The organism is Kitasatospora sp. NPDC101447 (assembly GCF_044767225.1).
Taxonomy (GTDB): domain Bacteria; phylum Actinomycetota; class Actinomycetes; order Streptomycetales; family Streptomycetaceae; genus Kitasatospora.
This window is the reverse complement of the sequence record NZ_JBIWNL010000045.1, coordinates 15,733-33,387: the sequence shown is the minus strand read 5'-3', so window position 1 is coordinate 33,387 and position 17,655 is coordinate 15,733. Positions and strand designations below refer to the sequence as shown.

Sequence of the window (17,655 nt, the reverse complement as noted above, 5' to 3'; positions counted from 1 at the left end):
AGGCTGCTGTCAAGGCGTGTTGAGGACCATGACGGCTCAGGCCCGGCGATCACGGGGGCGCCCCCCGGAAACTGTGGGCGAAATGTTCACCCGAAGCGCGCTCGGGCCTGCTAGAGTCGTTTTAGTTGCAGTAGTGGTTCCCATGAACTTTGTGTGCGCCTGCTGATGTATTCGCAGGCGTATTTTTGTTTCCCGGCTCTTCCCGGGTGGGCGCTTCCCGCGGCGACTCGGAGCGTGCGCTGTGCGCGCTTCGGACAGCCCCTTGAAGGAGATTTCTTAATGGCTAATGGCACTGTGAAGTGGTTCAACTCGGAAAAGGGCTTCGGCTTCATCGAGCAGGAGGGTGGCGGCCCGGACGTCTTCGCCCACTACTCGAACATCAACGCCAACGGCTTCCGTGAGCTGCTTGAGGGCCAGAAGGTCGAGTTCGACGTCACGCAGGGCCAGAAGGGCCCGCAGGCCGAGAACATTCGCCCGCTGTAGTTCTTCTGCCACGGCACCCGCCAAGCAGCGAGGGGCCCGCACCGCGCACACGCCCGGTGCGGGCCCCTCGGCATTGCGCCACGACGCGCTCCCGGCCGCTCAGGCCCCCTGACTCCGACTCCGCGGCGGCGGTCACCCCCCGCGCGAGACACGGCGCCGCGTCCCGACCGGCGCCCTGCCGTGGCAGCTCACGGTTCGCGGTCGTTCGCTCCCGCACCGTGCGGTGAGCGCCGACCTCAGGTGACGTGCCGCACGGTTCCACCGTCCACGCTCCGACCGTCACACTTCCGGCCCGTTTCCTCGCGGTCTCCGCCGTCGCCCCGCGCCACGGAGCCTTCCTCGTGACGTGCCGCCCCGAGGAAGGCTCCTGCATGAACCGCTCCAGTCGCTCCCCGTACCAGAACGCCGGCTCCCGTTCCGGCGGCGGTTCCTTCCCCGGCACCCGGGCCGCCCAGGGCCGGCGCCCCTCCGGTCGCAGCGTCGGCCGGGGCCCGTCGGCGCCGGGCGAGTTCGCGATGCCGGTGAGCACCACCCCGGCGCTGCCGGCCGCCGTGTCCTTCGAGGAGCTGGACATGCCGAAGGCGCTGCTGCCGGTGCTGGCCCGCCGGGGTGTCACCGCGCCGTTCCCGATCCAGGCCGAAACCCTGCCGAACTCGCTGGCCGGCCGTGACGTCCTCGGACGAGGCCGCACCGGCTCCGGGAAGACCATCGCGTTCGGCCTCGCCGTGCTGGCCCGCACCGCCGGGCACAGGGCCGAGCCGCGCCGTCCGCTGGCCCTGGTGCTGGTCCCCACCCGCGAGCTCGCGCAGCAGGTCACCGAAGCCCTCACCCCCTACGCCCACGCGGTGCGCCTGCGGATGGCGACCGTGGTGGGCGGGGCGTCGATGAGCCGCCAGGCATGGGTGCTGAACCGTGGCGCGGAGGTCGTCGTCGCCACCCCGGGCCGGCTCAAGGACCTGATCCAGCGGGGTGACTGCCGGCTCGACGGGGTCGGCGTCACCGTGCTCGACGAAGCCGACCAGATGGCCGACATGGGGTTCCTGCCGCACGTCACCGAGCTCCTCGACCAGGTCGCCGAAGGCGGCCAGACCATGCTGTTCTCCGCCACCCTGGACCGCAACGTCGACCGCCTGGTGCGGCGCTTCCTCAAGGACCCGGTCACCCACTCGGTGGACCCGTCCGCGGGGGCGGTCAGCACCATGGAGCACCACGTGCTGCACGTGCAGAACTTCGACAAGAACGCCACGATCGCCCACATCGCGTCCCGCGACGGCAGGGTGATCATGTTCACCGACACCAGGCAGGGCGCGGACCGCCTGGTGGAGGACCTGCTGGCGAACGGTGTGAAGGCCGCGGCCCTGCACGGCGGCAAGCTCCAACCGCAACGCACCCGTACGCTGGAGCAGTTCCGCACCGGCCAGGTGACCGCGTTGATCGCGACCAATGTCGCCGCCCGCGGCATCCACGTCGACGGGCTCGACCTCGTCGTCAACCTGGACCCGCCGGTCGACCACAAGGACTACCTCCATCGGGGCGGCCGCACCGCCCGGGCGGGTGAGTCCGGCACCGTCGTCACGCTGGTGCTGCCCAACCAGCGCCGCTCGATGGCCCGCCTGATGGCAACGGCCGCCATCACCCCCGTCACCACCAGGGTCAGCGCCGGCGGCGAGGACCTGGCCCGCATCACCGGCGCCCGCGTGCCCACCGGCATCCCCACCGTGATCCCCGACCCCGTCATCGAGCGGCCGCGCCGCAGCCCGTCCGCGCGCCGCCCCCGCCCCGCCCGCACCGCGGGCGACACGCCGGCCGCCTCCGGTCGCGACAACCAGGGCTCCGGCCGCCGCCGGGCGCCCCGACGATCCACCCTCGCCGTGTAGCACCACGGATCCGCGTCAGGGGCGGTGGCGACCGCGGTGGCGACCGCTTGCCCGGCGGCGGAGCACGCCCGTTCGTGGGGGGCGGGCCGTCGCGGGGGGCGAAGACAGAGTGGCCGAAGACAGTGTGGCCGGAGACGGTCCTCAGGTGTTCCCGTACTCGTCATGGCGGCGTAGCCAGTGGGTCTCCTCGCCCTCTTCGTGCCGGCCCATCGGTGTCCGGTCGAGGAGGCCGTAGTAGGCCATGGCGGGCTCAAGGCCGCGCGCAGTGGTGACGTACGTCCGGTGGACGGTTCCGTTCGAGAGCGCGTAGACGCTCAGTCCGGGGCCCTCGGTGACGTACCCGAGCACGTCGGTGCCGCACGCCTGCGCCATCTGACGCACGGTCGGCGGGACGTCACCCCGGAGGAACGGCCCCAGCTCCTCCTCGGTGTACTGGAAGCCGAGGTCGCGGTGGAAGTCGCTGCCGGCGGCGGAGATCCAGTCGAAGCGCCAGCCCATCCGTTCGCGGTAGGCGAGCAGTCTGTCGATCGGCGCGCGCGAGGAGCAGATCAGCGTCACGTCGCGGGCTTTCAGGTGGACCGCGTTGGGGCTGAGGGTGTCCGCGATCGATGAACAGACCGGGCATCCGGCCTCGTAGGACGGGCCGAACATGAAGTGGTAGACGAGCAGTTGCGAGCGCCCGTCGAAGAGGTCCGCGAGCGACCTGGTCCCGTCGGCGGTCTCCAAGCCGTAGTCCTTCTCGACCGGCACCCAGGGGAGCTCCCGCCGCTTCCGTGCGAGCTCGTCACCGAGTCGGGTGAGCCTCTTCTCCTCCGCGAGCAGCTCCTCTCGGGCCGCCTGGAACTCCTCCTGCGTGCCGATCCTGTGCTCGGGCATGGCCTTCCCTCCTGTGTGGGAGCAGAACGCCGCATCGCGGCGTGCAGTCGTCCGCGGTGGCAGCCGGAAGTGCCTGCCACCGGCTACCCGCCCGGCCGTACATCCACCGTACGCGCGTGGCGGCGGGCCCTCGCGACCACGCCACACGGCCTGCTCGGCGGCGTGCTCACGCAACGAGGCGGATCGGAGCCGCCAGCCGGCCGGGATTCCGGACTGTGACGCAGGTCACCGCCGGGGCAGAACCTGTGCGCCGCAGCGGGCGTCTGGCTGGTGTGAGATCACGCAGGAGAGCATGGGACGAGCTGGACGAGGAACGCCTCGTCCGGCTGGTGGCCAGAGGCGACCGCCGGGCGTTCGACGAGTTGTACCGGCGCACGTCGCCGTGGCTCGCGGTGCGGTTGCGCCGCCGTTGCGCGGACGAGCAGATCGTCGCCGAGGTCATGCAGGAGACCTATCTGGCGGTGTGGCGCGCGGCCGGCGCGTTCGCCGGGAGCGCGGTCGGCGGGACGGCTGTCGGGTGGCTGTGGACGATCGCGGCGCGGCGCCTCGTCGACGCGTTCCGGCGCCGTGCCCACCACGCCGAACCGCCGGCGGCCGCCGCCGAGCGGGCGGTGGTGCCCGCCGCGGAGGACGAGGCGCTCGCCGGCACGGTCGGCGGCGACGTCGGCGACGCCCTGCGGCGACTGGCGCCGGAACTGCGCGAGGTACTGCAGGCCACGGTGCTCGACGGGCTCTCCGTCCGGGAGACCGCCGTCCTGCTCAGACTGCCCGAAGGCACGGTCAAGACCCGTGCCCGCCGGGCCCGGATCGCGATGCGGGAGGCGCTGGCATGAGCGGGGAACACGCGTCGAGGCGGTTGATCGACGACTACGCACGCGGTGACACGGACATGGCCGCGGACACGGTGTGGGCGTTGGAGGCCCACCTGGAGGCGTGCGCGCCGTGCCGGCGCCACCTGGCGACCTCCGTGACCACCGAGGCGCCCGACGTCGCCGCGCTCCTCGACACCGTCCGGGCCGGTCTGGAACCGCAGCTGGACGCGGCCGTCAGGACGCCTTCGCGGCGGCACCGCCCGAGGTGGGCGTCGGCCTGGCTGACACCGGTCGTGGCGCCATGGCTGGCCATGACCGTCGCCGTCACCCTCGCGGCGCTGCTGCTGGACGCCGTCGCTCCGTCGAAACTCTTCGGCGACGCCTCGCCGGTGTTGCTGATCGCGCCCGTGCTGCCGATGTGCGGTGTCGCCGCATCGTGGTCGCGCGGCCTGGACCCGGCGTACGAACTGACGGCCTCGACCGCCAGGGCCGGCCTGCCCCTGCTCCTCCGGCGCACCACGGCGGTGCTCCTGGTCGTCCTGCCCGTGCTCCTCGCCGGGGGATGGCTGACCGGGACCATGACGGCCGCGCAGTGGTTGCTGCCCTCCCTGGCCTTCACCTCCACCGCCCTGGCGCTGGGCAGCGTGGTCGGCGTGACCCGCGCCGTCGTCGGGCTGGTGGTCGCGTGGGGCGTTGCCGTGGCACCCGCGTGGGACACCGGCCGCGTCCCCCTCGCCCTGCAGCTCGTCACCCAGCCGGAGGTGCTGCCCGCGTGGGGGCTGCTCCTCGCGCTCGGCGTCGGTGCCGTGATCGCCCGCAGAAACGCCTACTCAACGCTGTGAACCCCTCCTCGACCCCGAAAGGGACCGCATGACATCCCTGACCAGCGCGGCTGACACCGCGCCGAAGACCTATGCCTGGGAGATCCGGGCCAGCGGGCTGAAGGTCCGCGTCGGACGGAAGAAGATGGCCGTCGACGGGCTCGACCTCACCCTGGGCACCGGCGCCCACGGCCTCCTGGGGCCCAACGGAGCCGGGAAGACCACCCTGATCCGGACGCTGGCCACCGTGCTGCGCCCCACCGAGGGCGACCTGGAGCTGCTCGGCACCTCCGTGCGTGCGATGGGCGACCACCGGGCCCTGCGCCGCCGGATCGGCTACCTGCCGCAGGAGTTCGGCTACTACAAGCGCTTCACGGTGCGCGAGTTCGTCGAGTACATGGCCTGGCTGAAGGAGGTGCCGAAGGCGGAGGTCCCCGCAGCCGTCCAGCGGGCCGTGGAACGGGTGGGCCTGGCGGACCGCGCCGACCACCGGATGAAGACCCTGTCCGGAGGAATGGTGCGGCGGGCCGGCATCGCCCAGGCCATCGTCAACGACCCCGAGGTGCTGCTGCTGGACGAGCCGACGGCCGGCCTGGACCCGGCGCAGCGACTGCGCTTCCGCGAACTGCTCCAGGACCTGGGCCGCGACACGTGCGTGGTCGTCTCCACCCACCTGGTCGAGGACGTCGCGGCCGCCTGCTCGGACGTGGTGCTCTTCGCCGACGGCCGCCTCGTCTTCCAGGGCACGCCGGACGACCTGGCCGCGGCGGGCGGCCCCGAGCACCCGGGCGACAGCCCCCTGGAGCGCGGCTACTCGGCGCTGCTCCGCGACTTCGGCCAGCCGGGAGGCATCTGGTGAACGGGCGTCTCCTGCGCGTCGAACTGAAGCGCTCCGCCGCACCCTGGGCGGGCCTCCTCGTCCTTCTCGGCAGCCTGGCGGTCTTCTTCCTGATCGACGGGATCTGGTGGAGGGGCACCGCCGGGTGGGCGGCCCAGTGGACCCCCATGGCCATGTGGACCCGCTACCTGCTCGCCTTCTGGTGGCCGCTCGTGGTGGGCGTGGGCGCGGTGTACGGGCTGCGCGACTCCCGCTCGCGGGTGGCCGAACTGCTGTCGACCACGCCGCGGCCGGCCTGGCGCCGCGCGGCGGTGCCCGCCGGTGCGATGGCGCTGCCGCTGGCGGTCGGCTTCGGGGTGCTGGTCCTCGTCGGCGGAGTCCAGGTGGCCCTCGGCCGGACCACCTACACCACCCTCGGATGGCTGCCGATCTCGCTGGTGGCGGCGCTGGGCCTGGTCGCGGGAGCCGTGTTCGGCATGGGCGTCGCGCGGACCCTGCCCCATGTGCTCACCCCGCCGGCCCTGGTGGTGCTCGTCCTCGTGCTGACGAACCTCCTCCGACCGGCCATGGAGGGCCTCGTGCCGGCGGGCAGGGCGCCGAACCGGCTCGTCCTGTTGTCCCCGGCGGTCCCGGAGCCCCGGGAGATGCTGCTGACCCTGTCCGGCGCCGTGCACGTCGGGCAGACGCTCTGGCTGCTCGGTCTGCTCGCCACCGGCTTCGCCCTGCTGTCGGCCGTGACCCGCCGGGCCAAGCTGCTCGCGATCGTCCCGGTCCTGGCCGGTGCGGCCCTGGCCCTGCCGGTCCTGCCCGGCGCTCCGCGCGACACCTACGTCGTCGACAAGACCGCCGCCGCCCTGGTCTGCGACGGACCGGTCTGCGTGACGCAGGCGAACCGTTCACGCCTGCCCGAGCTCGCGCTGCGCAGCAAGGAGGCGCTGAGCGTGCTGCACGACGTGCTGGGCGATGCGGCACCGCACACGGTGCGGGAGGACAACAGGCTGCGCGCGCTCGGCGACGACCGGGAGCTCTCCGACGACGTGGTGCTCGTCGACTTCGACGAGCGACTGTTCGCCGACGCGAAGGGCGAGGCACTGACCCGCGCCCTGATCTCCCAGGGGCTGGCGCCGAACTGCCACGGGAACAACGACCGGGAAGGCTCCGGGAGCGGTGACGTCGCGTCCCAGAGCATCGCCGTGAGCTGGGTCCTGCACGATCCGCAGCTCCGACCGCTGACCGACAAGAGTGCCGACGCCTACGCGCAGAAGACCTGGGCGGACGCCGACACGGCGTGGCGGAACCTGATGGCGGCATCACCGGACGAGCAGCGCTCCCGGATCCTCGGACTGCGCGCCGGTGCCTTCTCCTGCGCGCCGGGCGATCCGCTCCTGCTGCTCGCGGGGGAGGCGTCCCGATGAGGTGGCTGACCCTGTACGCCCGGTCACGGCAGGTACCCGCCTCGACCGCCGCGGTCACACTCGTCGCGCTGACGGTGTGGGCCCTCGACCGGCACGGTGCCGGTCCGATGGACCTGGGGCTCGCGGTCCTGATCCTCACCGCGAACGTGGCGGCCGCTTCCGTCGGGCTCGGCGGGCCGGACGTCGTGCTGGAGAGGACGGGCGCGATCCGGTGGGTGCCCCGCCGGGCTGCGCACGTGCTGCTGGTCGGCGCGTTCGCCGGTGCGGCGCTGCTGACGGTCCAGGCGGCGGGAGCGAAGCCGGCCCCCACCGAGGTCATCGTCCGGGACGCCGCCGGGCTGGTCGGGTTGGCCGCTCTCGGGGCCGCGCTGTGCGGTGCGCACCTCGCCTGGACCCTGCCCACCGGCTGGCTCGGCTTCACCCTCTTCGTCCCGACCCCGAACGGCACCGTCGGAGAGGTCGTGAACTGGATGCTCTTCCCGCCCGGTACGACGGCGTCGGCCTGGACCGCGTGGGTCCTGCTCGCGATCGGCACCGTGGGGTACGCCGTGGCAGGGCCCAGACGGTGACGGGCACGCCCCCGGTGGGCGGCTCACCGGGGGCGGGTACGGGGCAGCGGCGAGTGGCCCGGTGGGCCCGGGCGGGCGGGCGGTCAGTCGGCGGGGCCCGGCAGTGCCGTGCCGACCCGGGTGCGCACGGCCTCGACCGCCTCCCATTCCTCCCCGCTCAACTGGGCGAGGGCGGCGGGGAAGACGCCGTCCTGCTCCTTGAGGATGTGCGCCCGCAGCCGGCCGAGGGTGTCCAGGAGCCGCCGCGGCCAGGTGGGGTCGGTGGGCGTGCCGCCCGCCGCCTCGCCGAGGACGGCCTCGATGTGCCGGTGTTCGGCCTCAAGGACGGCAATGTGGTCGGGGAACTCGACGGCCATGAACGGGAACAGGCCGCGCTCCTCGACCTCGGTGTGGGGGCGGAGCACCGCGGCGATGGCGCGGGCGGCTGCGGCCATGCCCGGCGCGTCGCCGTCGTGGTGCGCGGTCCGGACCGCGCCGATCAGGTTGACGACGGCGTCGTGTTCGGCCGTCAGGTCGCGGATGGTGGCCAGTGCCTGGCAGCCGCAGTACTCGCACATGTCGAGAGGTCCTTCCGCTCGGTCGATGGTCGATGGTTGGTGGCCGGTGGCCGGTGGCCGGTGGCCGGTGGCCGGTGGCCGGTGGCCGGTCGGTCGGTCGTCGGCCGGTCAGGCCCGGACGGTGCGGCGGACCCGGGTGGCGGTGAAGACCGCGGCGGCCACGGCGACCGCGGTGAGCGCGGCCAGCCCCGCCGCGTACGAGTGGTAGCTGCCGTACAGGGCGCCCATCGCCAGCGGTGGGACGAAGCCGCCGAGACCGCCGGCCGCACCCACCACACCGGTGACGGAGCCGACCCGGTCCGCCGGCGCGACCTGGGCGACCAGGGCGAACGTCGCCCCGCTGCCGGTGCCCAGGGCGGCGGCCATGGTCAGGAACGCCACCGTGCCGAGCGGGGCCAGCGGCGGGGTGAAGCCCTGCAGCAGGGCGCCCAGCGCGACCACGCCCAGCGCCCAGCTCAGCACCCGCACCGGGCTGGTGCGGTCCGACAGCCAGCCGCCGACCGGCCGCATCACCACGGCCAGCAGGACGAACCCGGCCATCCGGTTCGCCGCGTCCGCCTGCTGGAGGCCGTACGCGGTCTTCAAGTAGGTCGGGAGGTAGACCGAGAAGGCGACGTAGCCGCCGAAGGCGACGGCGTACAGCGCCGAGGCCTGCCAGGTGACGCGCAATCGGAGCGCACCGCCGAGGCGGCGGGCCAGCGGTTCGTCGGGCACCGTCCGGCCCGGGGCGTCGCGCAGCAGGACGAACGCCACCACCGCGTACCCGGCGAGCACGATCGCGGTGAGCACGAAGGGGGCGGCGACCCCGTGGGCCTTGACCAGGTTCACCGTGGTCAGTGCGCTGATCGCGGTGCCGCCCATGCCGGCCCCGAAGATCCCGATGGCCGTGCCGCGCCGCTCCGGCGGGAACCAGCCGTTGACGAAGGGGACGCCGATGGCGAACGACGTACCACCGATGCCCAGGAAGAACCCGCCGATGAGCAGCTCCGTCAGCGACGAGTGCCCGGCGAGGCCGAGGTACAGCACCGGCACGATCGTGGCGGTGGACACCAGCGGGAACATCACCCGGCCGCCGTAGCGGTCGGTGAGCGCGCCCACCGGGATGCGGCCCAGCGAGCCCACGATCACCGGGACGGCGACCAGCAGCGACTGCTGGAACGAACTGAGGCCGAGCGAGTCCTTGAACCGTGTGCCGAGCGGGCTGATCAGCGCCCAGGCCCAGAAGTTGAGGGCGAACCCGAGGGTGGCCAGGGTCAGCATCAGCGTCCGCTGCCCGGAGGTCGGCGCGGCGGGTCTGCTTCCGGTCGGGCGGGTTTCCATGGCGGGGTCTCCGTTTCTCCGATGGGTGCGACGGTGCGTGGGTGGGGGCGGCCCGCAGGTGGGGCCGCGGGAGGCGAACGGGGGTCGGGTGGGGCCGGGGAGGCGGACGGGTCAGGTGACGGGCAGCGCGGCGGCGAGCAGGACGACGCCGAGCGAGCCGACCAGGGAGCCGACGGCCAGGGCCCGGGCGAGTTCGGCGCGGCCCCTGGCGTGGGCCCAGCCGTGGAGCGCGGCCGCGAGCATCACGGCGGTGAACAGGCCGAGCTTGGCCGCGAGGATCCGGCCGTAGCCGGGCTCGGCCAGCGAGGCCCAGGTGACGCCCCGGTGCCCGGCCAGCGCGATGCCGGTGCCGAGCTGCGCCGGCAGGAACAGCACCCCGGTGAGCAGCCCGAACCGGCGGCCCACCGCTTCGGCGAACCGGCCGGCGACGTCGGCGGGGAACTGACGGCGGGCCAGCGGGAGGATCACGGCCGACAGGGCGAGCTGCCCGCCGACCCACAGGACGGCGCCGCACACGTGCGTGAAGCGGACCAGGGTCCAGAGTCCGATCCCGTCCATCACTTCACCTCCAGGAGGCCGCGCGCCCGTGCGAACGGGCCCGCCGGGAGGATCGCCCGGGCCGGGGTGCGCATGACCGGTCCGCCGGCCCGTGCACCGACGGCAGGTTGTCCTCGGTGAGGGTGGGGGTGCCCGAGGGGGAGACGGCGACGCGGACGCCGGTCCGCGTGGCGTGGGTGATCAGCTCCAGGAGGTCCGGCCGCTGGAAGGGGTCGCCCCCGGTGATCACGAAGAGCGGCGCGGGGGAGCCGAAGGACGCCACCTGGTCGATCAGGTCCGTGGCGGCCGCGGTGTCGAGCTCGCGCGGGTCGCGGTCCGGCACGGCCTCGGCGCGGCAGTGGCGGCACGCGAGCGGGCACGCCCTGGTCGACTCCCAGATCACGATGAACGGTCGGTCCGCCGCGTCCTGATGCTGCAGACGGACGACGCGGGCCCCGGCCGGGCGCTGCTTCGGGTCGTACACGCTGGTCACCTCCGGTTCGATCAGGCATCAGCCTGCTGTGTCCGGAGGCTCGCGAGGCCCTTCCGATGGTCCTGGTCGGAGGGACCGGAAGCCCCAATTCCGGCCGGTGCAACCGGGCCTGCCGGCGACGTCAAGAGGGACCTTCGGCCCCCGCGCGGGCGGCCCGGCGCTGCCTACCGTTCGGCCCATGGAGCAGGAGAAGACGACGGGTGACTCCGGCACCCGAGAGCAACAGCACTGGCCGCTGGCGGCGAGACGTCTGCTGACGCGCCGCGAGGTGTCGGCCGACGGCCGGGCGGTGTTCGGCACGGGCGGCACCGAGTGGGAGGGGTTCTACCGGGACCGCTGGTCCCACGACCGGGTGGTGCGGTCGACCCACGGCGTCAACTGCACGGGCTCCTGCTCGTGGATGGTGTACGTCAAGGAGGGGATCATCACCTGGGAGCACCAGGCGACCGACTACCCCTCCATCGGCACCGACTGCCCGGAGTACGAGCCGCGCGGCTGCCCGCGCGGGGCCTCGTTCTCCTGGTACACCTACTCGCCCAGCCGGGTGCGGTACCCGTACGTGCGCGGCAAGCTGCTGAAGCTGTGGCGCGAGGCCCGCCGACGGCTGGGCGATCCGGTGGCGGCGTGGGCCGAGATCACCGGCGACCCGGCCAAGGCGCGGGCGTACAAGTCGGCGCGCGGCAAGGGCGGCCTGGTGCGCGCGGACTGGGACGAGGTGACCGAGCTGATCGCCGCGGCCCACGTGCACACCATCCGGGCGTACGGCCCGGACCGGGTGGCCGGCTTCTCGCCGATCCCGGCGATGTCGATGGCCTCCTTCGCGGCCGGCTCGCGGTTCATGTCGCTGATCGGCGGCACCCTGCTGTCGTTCTACGACTGGTACGCCGACCTGCCGATCGCCTCCCCCCAGGTCTTCGGCGACCAGACGGACGTGCCGGAGTCCGCCGACTGGTGGAACACCGGCTACCTGGTGATGTGGGGTTCCAACATCCCGGTCACCCGGACCCCCGACGCGCACTTCCTGACCGAGGTGCGCTACAACGGCACCAAGGTGGTCGCGGTCAGCCCGGACTACGCGGACAACGTGAAGTTCGCCGACGAGTGGCTCTCGCCGCACCCGGGCACCGACGGCGCGCTGGCGATGGCCATGGGCCACGTCATCCTGCGCGAGTTCCTGGTGGATCGTCAGACTCCCTACTTCGCGGACTACTTGCGCTGCTACACCGATGCGCCGTTCCTGGTGACCCTGCGCGAGCACGGCGACCGGCTGGTGCCCGACCGTTTCCTGACCGCGGCGGACCTCGGCCGGGAGGGCGAGCACGCCGAGTTCAAGACCGTCCTGCTGGACGCCGCCGACGGCGAGCCGGTGGTGCCGAACGGCTCGCTCGGCTTCCGCTGGGGCGAGCAGGGCGAGGGCCGCTGGAACCTCGAACTGGGCGACACCGTCCCCGAACTCAGCCTGCTGGAAAGGGCCGAGGACACCGTCGCCGTCGCGCTGCCGCGCTTCGACGAGGGCGACACCGAGGGCGGCTCGGTGATGGTGCGCGGCGTCCCGGTCCGGCGCCTCGGCGGGCGCCTGGTCACCACTGTCTTCGACCTGATGCTTGCGCAGTACGGGGTGCAGCGCCCCGGACTGCCGGGCACCTGGCCGGCCTCGTACGAGGACGCCGACGAGCCGTACACCCCCGCCTGGCAGGAGACGATCACCTCCGTCCCGGCCGCGCAGGCCGCCCGGATCGCCCGCGAGTTCGCCCGCAACGCCGAGCGCACCGAGGGCCGTTCGATGATCGCGATGGGCGCGGGCACCAACCACTGGTTCCACTCCGACACCATCTACCGGGCGTTCCTCGCGCTCACCACCATGACCGGCTGCCAGGGCGTCAACGGCGGCGGCTGGGCGCACTACGTCGGCCAGGAGAAGGTCCGCCCGCTCACCGGCTTCCAGCACCTGGCGTTCGCCTTCGACTGGCAGCGGCCCACCCGGCACATGGCCGGCACCTCCTACTGGTACCTCAACACCGACCAGTGGCGCTACGAGGCCTTCGGTCCCTCCGAGTTGGCGTCCCCGCTGGGCGAGGGACGGTTCGCCGGCAAGGCCTTCGCCGACTGCCTGGCCCAGGCCGTCCGGCTCGGCTGGACCCCGGGCCACCCGGGCTTCGATCGCAACCCGTTGGACCTCGCCGACGAGGCGGCCGCCGCGGGCCGCCCGGTCGCCGACCACGTCGTCGACGAACTCCGCGAAGGCAGGCTGAAGTTCGCCGTCGAGGACCCGGACGACCCCGCCAACTTCCCCCGGGTGCTCACCGTCTGGCGGGCCAACCTGCTCGGCTCCTCCGGCAAGGGGAACGAGTACTTCCTGCGTCACCTGCTCGGCGCCGACAGCGCCGTACGGTCCGCCGAGGCCCCGCCGGAGGCCCGGCCGAAGGACGTCGTCTGGCGCGAGGAGGCACCCGAGGGGAAGCTCGACCTGCTGGTCGACGTGGACTTCCGGATGACCTCCACCGGCCTGTTCGCCGACGTGGTGCTGCCCGCCGCCACCTGGTACGAGAAGGACGACCTGTCCAGCACGGACATGCACCCCTTCGTGCACGCCTTCACCCCGGCCATCGCCCCGCCCTGGCAGGCCCGCACCGACTACGACACCTTCCTCGCCATCGCCGACCGGTTCAGCGAGCTGGCCGCCGAGCACCTGGGCACCCGCACCGACGTCCTGGCCGTACCGCTCCAGCACGACACGCCCGACGAACTGGCCCAGCCCGGAGGCGTCGTCCGCGACTGGAGGGCCGGCGAGTGCGAGCCCGTCCCCGGCCGCACCATGCCCAAGCTGGTCACCATCGAGCGGGACTACGCCGCCGTGGCCCAGAAGATGCGCGCTGTCGGCCCGCTGCTCGACACCCTCGGCACCACCACCAAGGGCATCACCGTCCACCCCGACCGGGAACTCGCCGACCTGCGCCGCCGCAACGGCACCGTCGCGAAGGGCGTCGGCGCCGGACGGCCCTCGCTCGCCCGCGCGGAGGACATGTGCGAGGCCATCCTCGCCCTTTCCGGCACCACCAACGGCCGGCTCGCCGCGGCCGGCTTCCGGGAACTGGAGAAGCGGACCGGAACCCCGCTCGCCGACCTGGCCACCGAGCGCGAGGGCGAACGGATCACCTTCGCCGACACGCGCGTCCAGCCCCGCGCCGTGATGACCTCCTACGAGTGGTCCGGCAGCGAGACCGGCGGGCGCCGCTACTCGCCGTTCGTCATCAACGTCGAGCACCACAAACCCTGGCACACCCTCACCGGCCGCCAGCACTTCTTCGTCGACCACGACTGGCTCGCCGAACTCGGCGAGCAACTGCCGGTCTTCCGGCCCCCGTTGGACGCCCGCCGGCACTACGGCGACGAGCACCTGCGCGACGGCGACCGGGCCGAGGTGACGGTGCGCTACCTCACCCCGCACTCCAAGTGGTCCATCCACTCCGAGTACCAGGACAACGCGTACATGCTGGCGCTCTCCCGCGGCGGCCCGGTGATCTGGATGAGCACCGCCGACGCCGCGAAGATCGGCGTCAAGGACAACGAGTGGATCGAGGCCTACAACCGCAACGGCGTCGTGGCCGCCCGCGCGGTGGTCAGCCACCGGATGCCCGAGGGCACGGTGTACATGTACCACGCCAAGGACCGCACGGTGAACGTGCCGAAGACCGAGGTCAGCGGCAAGCGCGGCGGCATCCACAACTCGCTCACCCGGCTGCTGCTCAAACCCACCCATCTCGCCGGCGGCTACGCCCAGTTCACCTACGCCTTCAACTACTACGGCCCCACCGGCAACCAGCGCGACGAGGTCACCGTGATCCGCCGCCGCTCCCAGGAGGTGGAGTACTGATGAGGGTGCTCGCGCAGATCGCCATGGTGATGAACCTCGACAAGTGCATCGGGTGCCACACCTGCTCCGTCACCTGCAAGCAGACCTGGACCAACCGCACCGGCGTCGAGTACGCCTGGTTCAACAACGTCGAGACCAAGCCCGGCGTCGGCTACCCCCGCCGCTACGAGGACCAGGAGCACTGGAAGGGCGGCTGGACGCTCGACAAGCGCGGCCGGCTCGTGCTGCGCTCCGGAAGCAGGGGCAAGCGGCTGCTCTCGCTGTTCGCCAACCCCGACCTGCCCGGCATCGAGGACTACTACGAGCCGGTCACCTACGACTACGACACCCTGGTCAGCGCCCCCGTCGGGCAGGACGTCCCGGTGGCCCGCCCGCGCTCGGTGCTCACCGGCGAGCCCACGGCCATCACCTGGGGCGCCAATTGGGAGGACAGCCTCGGCGGTACGCCCGAACACGGCTCGGGCGACCCCAACCTGCGCGGCGGCCTGGCCGAGAAGGTCAGGTTCGAGTTCGAGCAGACCTTCCTGTTCCACCTGCCCCGGCTGTGCGAGCACTGCCTCAACCCGGCCTGCGTCTCCGCCTGCCCGTCCGGCGCCATGTACAAGCGGGAGGAGGACGGCATCGTCCTGGTCGACCAGGACCAGTGCCGCGGCTGGCGGATGTGCGTCACCGCCTGCCCGTACAAGAAGGTGTACGTCAACCACGCCACCGGCAAGGCCGAGAAGTGCACCTTCTGCTTCCCGCGGATCGAGGCCGGGCAGCCGACCGTCTGCTCGGAGACCTGCGTCGGCCGGCTGCGCTACCTCGGCCTGGTGCTCTACGACGCCGACCGGGTCGGCGAGGCCGCGGCCACCCCGGACGAGCGGGACCTCCTCGACGCCCAGCGCAGCCTCCTCCTCGACCCGCAGGACCCCGAAGTGGCCGCCGCAGCCCGGGCCTCCGGCATCCCCGAGGACTGGATCGACGCCGCCCGCCGCTCGCCCGTCCACGCCCTGATCTCCCGCTACAGGGTCGCCCTGCCGCTCCACCCGGAGTACCGCACGATGCCGATGGTCTGGTACGTGCCGCCGCTCTCCCCGGTGCTCGACGCGGTCGGCGAGGCCGGCGGCGACGCCGACGACCCCGACCACGTGTTCGCCGCCGTCACCCGGCTGCGGATCCCGCTGGAGTACCTGGCCAATCTCTTCACCGCCGGGGACACCGACGCCGTCGCCGGTGTGCTGATGAAGCTCACCGCACTTCGCAGCCACATGCGCCGGCACGCCCTCGGCGAGCCGGTCGACGAGGCCCTGCTCGACGCGGTCGGCCTCACCCCCGAGGACGCCGGATCGCTGCACCGGCTGCTCGCCGTCGCCAAGTACCAGGACCGCTACGTCGTCCCCGCCGCCCACAGGGAGGACGCCGCCGTCCTCAGCGGGCTGGAGAACCGCTGCCCGGTCGAGGCCTCCGACGGCCGGCCGCCGGCCGGCGACGGCAAGGTGATGCTCGGCCTTCCCGCCCTGCGCCGCACGACGGGAGGCCGGCCGTGAACGCGCCGCGCACCCCCGACCGGACCGAGGCCGGGTCAACCGGTTCGACCGGGTCGGCCCGTCCGGCTCTCGGGTCCGCGGAGACCGAGCAGCGCGTGCTCCTCCTGCGCCTGCTCTCGCTGCTGCTGCAGTACCCGGACGCCGAACTCGTCGCCGGACGGGAGGCGCTGGCCGGCGCCGTCGAGGCGCTGCAGCCGTCACCGGCCGCCGCCGACCTGACCGCCTTCACCGCCTGGTTCGCCGAGCAGCCCCGGGACGCCCTGGAGCGCCACTACGTCGAGGTCTTCGACCTGCGCCGCAGGAGCAGCCTCTACCTGACGTACTACCTGCACGGCGACACACGCCGCCGCGGCACGGCCCTGCTCGCCCTCGTCCAGCGCTACCGAGCGGCCGGCTGGGACGCCGACGCCGCCGAACTCCCGGACCACCTCCCGGTCGTCCTCGAATTCGCCGCGCTCGAAGGGACAGGCCGCGGCGAGGCACCGCTGCGGCAGCACCGGCGCGGACTGGAACTGATCCGACACGCGCTGGCCGACGTGGACTCGCCCTACCGGCACCTGCTCGCCGCGCTCCTCACCCTCCTCCCACCGCCGACCGACGCCGATCTGGCGGCGGTCGCCGAGCTGGCCGCGCAGGGCCCGCCCGCCGAGGAGGTCGGCCTCGACCCCTACGCCGGCCACCTGTTCGCGCCGCCGCAGACCTTCGTCCCGCCCGAGACCGCCCCGCTGCGGGCCGGTGCCGCGCCCGAGAGCGCCCCGCCGACGCTGATCCCGCTGCTGCCGACCAGAACCACGGAGAGCCACCGATGAGACCCGCGGGCACCGCACTCGCCGCCGCGAGCGGCGCCGACCTGATCCTCTGGGTCGCGTTCCCCTACGCCTGCCTCGCCGTCTTCGCGGTGGGGCACGTCTGGCGCTACCGCCAGGACCAGTTCGGCTGGACCTCGCGCACCAGCCAGCTCCTGGAACACCGCTGGCTGCGCTGGGGCAGCCCGCTGTTCCACCTCGGCGCCTTCGCGGTGATCGGCGGCCACGCCGTGGGCCTCGTGGTCCCCGCCTCGTGGACGGACGCGGCCGGGATCTCCGAGCACACCTACCACCTGGCGGCCGTGTCGCTCGGCACGGTGGCCGGAGTGGCCATGGTCGCCGGACTGGGCCTGCTCTGCGCCCGCCGGCTGCTGACCCGTCGGGTCCGGCTCACCACCGACCGCAGCGACAAGCTGCTCTTCCCGCTGCTCTCGCTGACCGTCCTGCTCGGCTTCTCCGCCACCGCGGTGCACAACCTCGTCGGCGGCGGCTACGACTACCGGTCCACCATCTCGATCTGGTTCCGCGGCGTCTTCGTCCTCCATCCGCACCCGGAGGCGATGGCCGGCGCCCCGCTGCTGTTCCAGCTGCACGCGGTCTCGGCCTGCCTGCTCTTCGCCGCCTGGCCGTTCACCCGGCTGGTCCACGTGTGGAGCGCTCCCATCGGATACCTGGCCCGCCCGTACCTGGTCTACCGCGGGCGCACCCGGCCGGCGGGCCGTGGCCGCGGACCCGCGCCGCTGCGCCGCCGGGCCTGAGGTGAGGTGCCGGGCCCGGACGCACCGGGGCCGGGAGTACGAGTGCCCGAGGAACACGAGTGCCCGAAGAGCACGGGACGAGGAGCACGG

General features: G+C 73.1%; 16 protein-coding genes. 11 read left to right on the top strand and 5 right to left on the bottom strand.

Going from position 1 to position 17,655, the window contains the following annotated elements:
• Nucleotides 1-279: 279 nt before the first annotated feature.
• Nucleotides 280-483 (top strand): cold-shock protein, encoded by a 204-nt coding sequence (locus ACIRST_RS37255; protein WP_045694210.1) that lies wholly within the window; start codon nucleotides 280-282, stop codon nucleotides 481-483.
• A 371-nt stretch (nucleotides 484-854) separates the two neighbouring features.
• Nucleotides 855-2,360 carry a DEAD/DEAH box helicase gene (locus ACIRST_RS37250; RefSeq protein ID WP_402808247.1) on the top strand — a complete coding sequence of 502 codons (1,506 nt, stop codon included), beginning with the start codon at nucleotides 855-857 and terminating at the stop codon, nucleotides 2,358-2,360.
• A 141-nt stretch (nucleotides 2,361-2,501) separates the two neighbouring features.
• On the opposite strand, the gene ACIRST_RS37245 is transcribed toward ACIRST_RS37250, so the two are convergent.
• Entirely contained in the window at nucleotides 2,502-3,236 is a 735-nt protein-coding gene (locus ACIRST_RS37245) for a DUF899 domain-containing protein (protein ID WP_402808245.1), read from the bottom strand.
• A 272-nt stretch (nucleotides 3,237-3,508) separates the two neighbouring features.
• Between ACIRST_RS37245 and ACIRST_RS37240 the strand changes: the two genes are divergently transcribed.
• The 5 genes from ACIRST_RS37240 to ACIRST_RS37220 are packed head-to-tail and all read left to right on the top strand — an operon-like array spanning nucleotide 3,509 to nucleotide 7,691.
• Nucleotides 3,509-4,069, top strand: a complete 561-nt coding sequence (locus ACIRST_RS37240) for an RNA polymerase sigma factor (protein WP_402808242.1) — start codon at nucleotides 3,509-3,511, stop codon at nucleotides 4,067-4,069.
• Nucleotides 4,066-4,890 (top strand): zf-HC2 domain-containing protein, encoded by an 825-nt coding sequence (locus ACIRST_RS37235; protein ID WP_402808241.1) that lies wholly within the window; start codon nucleotides 4,066-4,068, stop codon nucleotides 4,888-4,890. The genes ACIRST_RS37240 and ACIRST_RS37235 overlap by 4 nt, the downstream gene beginning before the upstream one ends.
• 28 nt (nucleotides 4,891-4,918) lie before the next feature.
• Nucleotides 4,919-5,728, top strand: coding sequence for an ABC transporter ATP-binding protein (locus ACIRST_RS37230; protein ID WP_402808239.1), 810 nt, complete (start codon nucleotides 4,919-4,921; stop codon nucleotides 5,726-5,728).
• Nucleotides 5,725-7,122, top strand: a complete 1,398-nt coding sequence (locus ACIRST_RS37225) for a hypothetical protein (protein ID WP_402808237.1) — start codon at nucleotides 5,725-5,727, stop codon at nucleotides 7,120-7,122. Before ACIRST_RS37230 ends, ACIRST_RS37225 begins: the two co-directional genes overlap by 4 nt.
• Entirely contained in the window at nucleotides 7,119-7,691 is a 573-nt protein-coding gene (locus ACIRST_RS37220) for a hypothetical protein (protein WP_402808235.1), read from the top strand. The genes ACIRST_RS37225 and ACIRST_RS37220 overlap by 4 nt, the downstream gene beginning before the upstream one ends.
• Before the next feature lie 83 nt (nucleotides 7,692-7,774).
• Here the strand turns inward: ACIRST_RS37220 and ACIRST_RS37215 are convergent, their stop codons facing one another.
• From ACIRST_RS37215 to ACIRST_RS37200, 4 genes are all read right to left on the bottom strand, one after another.
• Nucleotides 7,775-8,248, bottom strand: coding sequence for a hemerythrin domain-containing protein (locus ACIRST_RS37215; RefSeq protein WP_402808233.1), 474 nt, complete (start codon nucleotides 8,246-8,248; stop codon nucleotides 7,775-7,777).
• A gap of 108 nt (nucleotides 8,249-8,356) precedes the next feature.
• Nucleotides 8,357-9,568: a nitrate/nitrite transporter gene (locus ACIRST_RS37210; RefSeq protein WP_402808230.1), complete on the bottom strand. Its 1,212-nt coding sequence runs from the start codon at nucleotides 9,566-9,568 to the stop codon at nucleotides 8,357-8,359.
• 111 nt (nucleotides 9,569-9,679) lie between these two features.
• Nucleotides 9,680-10,126 (bottom strand): hypothetical protein, encoded by a 447-nt coding sequence (locus ACIRST_RS37205; RefSeq protein ID WP_402808228.1) that lies wholly within the window; start codon nucleotides 10,124-10,126, stop codon nucleotides 9,680-9,682.
• Nucleotides 10,127-10,130: 4 nt separating this feature from the next.
• The gene (locus ACIRST_RS37200) at nucleotides 10,131-10,589 is read right to left on the bottom strand and encodes a radical SAM protein (RefSeq protein WP_402808226.1); all 459 of its coding nucleotides are present in this window, start codon (nucleotides 10,587-10,589) and stop codon (nucleotides 10,131-10,133) included.
• Between the two features lie 187 nt (nucleotides 10,590-10,776).
• On the opposite strand from ACIRST_RS37200, the gene ACIRST_RS37195 reads away from it, so the two are divergent.
• The 4 genes from ACIRST_RS37195 to narI are packed head-to-tail and all read left to right on the top strand — an operon-like array spanning nucleotide 10,777 to nucleotide 17,565.
• Nucleotides 10,777-14,472 carry a nitrate reductase subunit alpha gene (locus tag ACIRST_RS37195; protein WP_402808224.1) on the top strand — a complete coding sequence of 1,232 codons (3,696 nt, stop codon included), beginning with the start codon at nucleotides 10,777-10,779 and terminating at the stop codon, nucleotides 14,470-14,472.
• Entirely contained in the window at nucleotides 14,472-16,001 is a 1,530-nt protein-coding gene (gene narH, locus ACIRST_RS37190; protein WP_402808221.1) for a nitrate reductase subunit beta, read from the top strand. The genes ACIRST_RS37195 and narH overlap by 1 nt, the downstream gene beginning before the upstream one ends.
• On the top strand, nucleotides 15,998-16,810 hold the full coding sequence (gene narJ, locus ACIRST_RS37185) for a nitrate reductase molybdenum cofactor assembly chaperone (RefSeq protein WP_402808219.1): 813 nt from the start codon (nucleotides 15,998-16,000) through the stop codon (nucleotides 16,808-16,810). The genes narH and narJ overlap by 4 nt, the downstream gene beginning before the upstream one ends.
• A complete protein-coding gene (gene narI / locus ACIRST_RS37180; protein ID WP_402808217.1) occupies nucleotides 16,807-17,565 on the top strand; it encodes a respiratory nitrate reductase subunit gamma in 759 nt (252 codons plus the stop codon). Before narJ ends, narI begins: the two co-directional genes overlap by 4 nt.
• The last annotated feature ends 90 nt before the right edge of the window (nucleotides 17,566-17,655 follow it).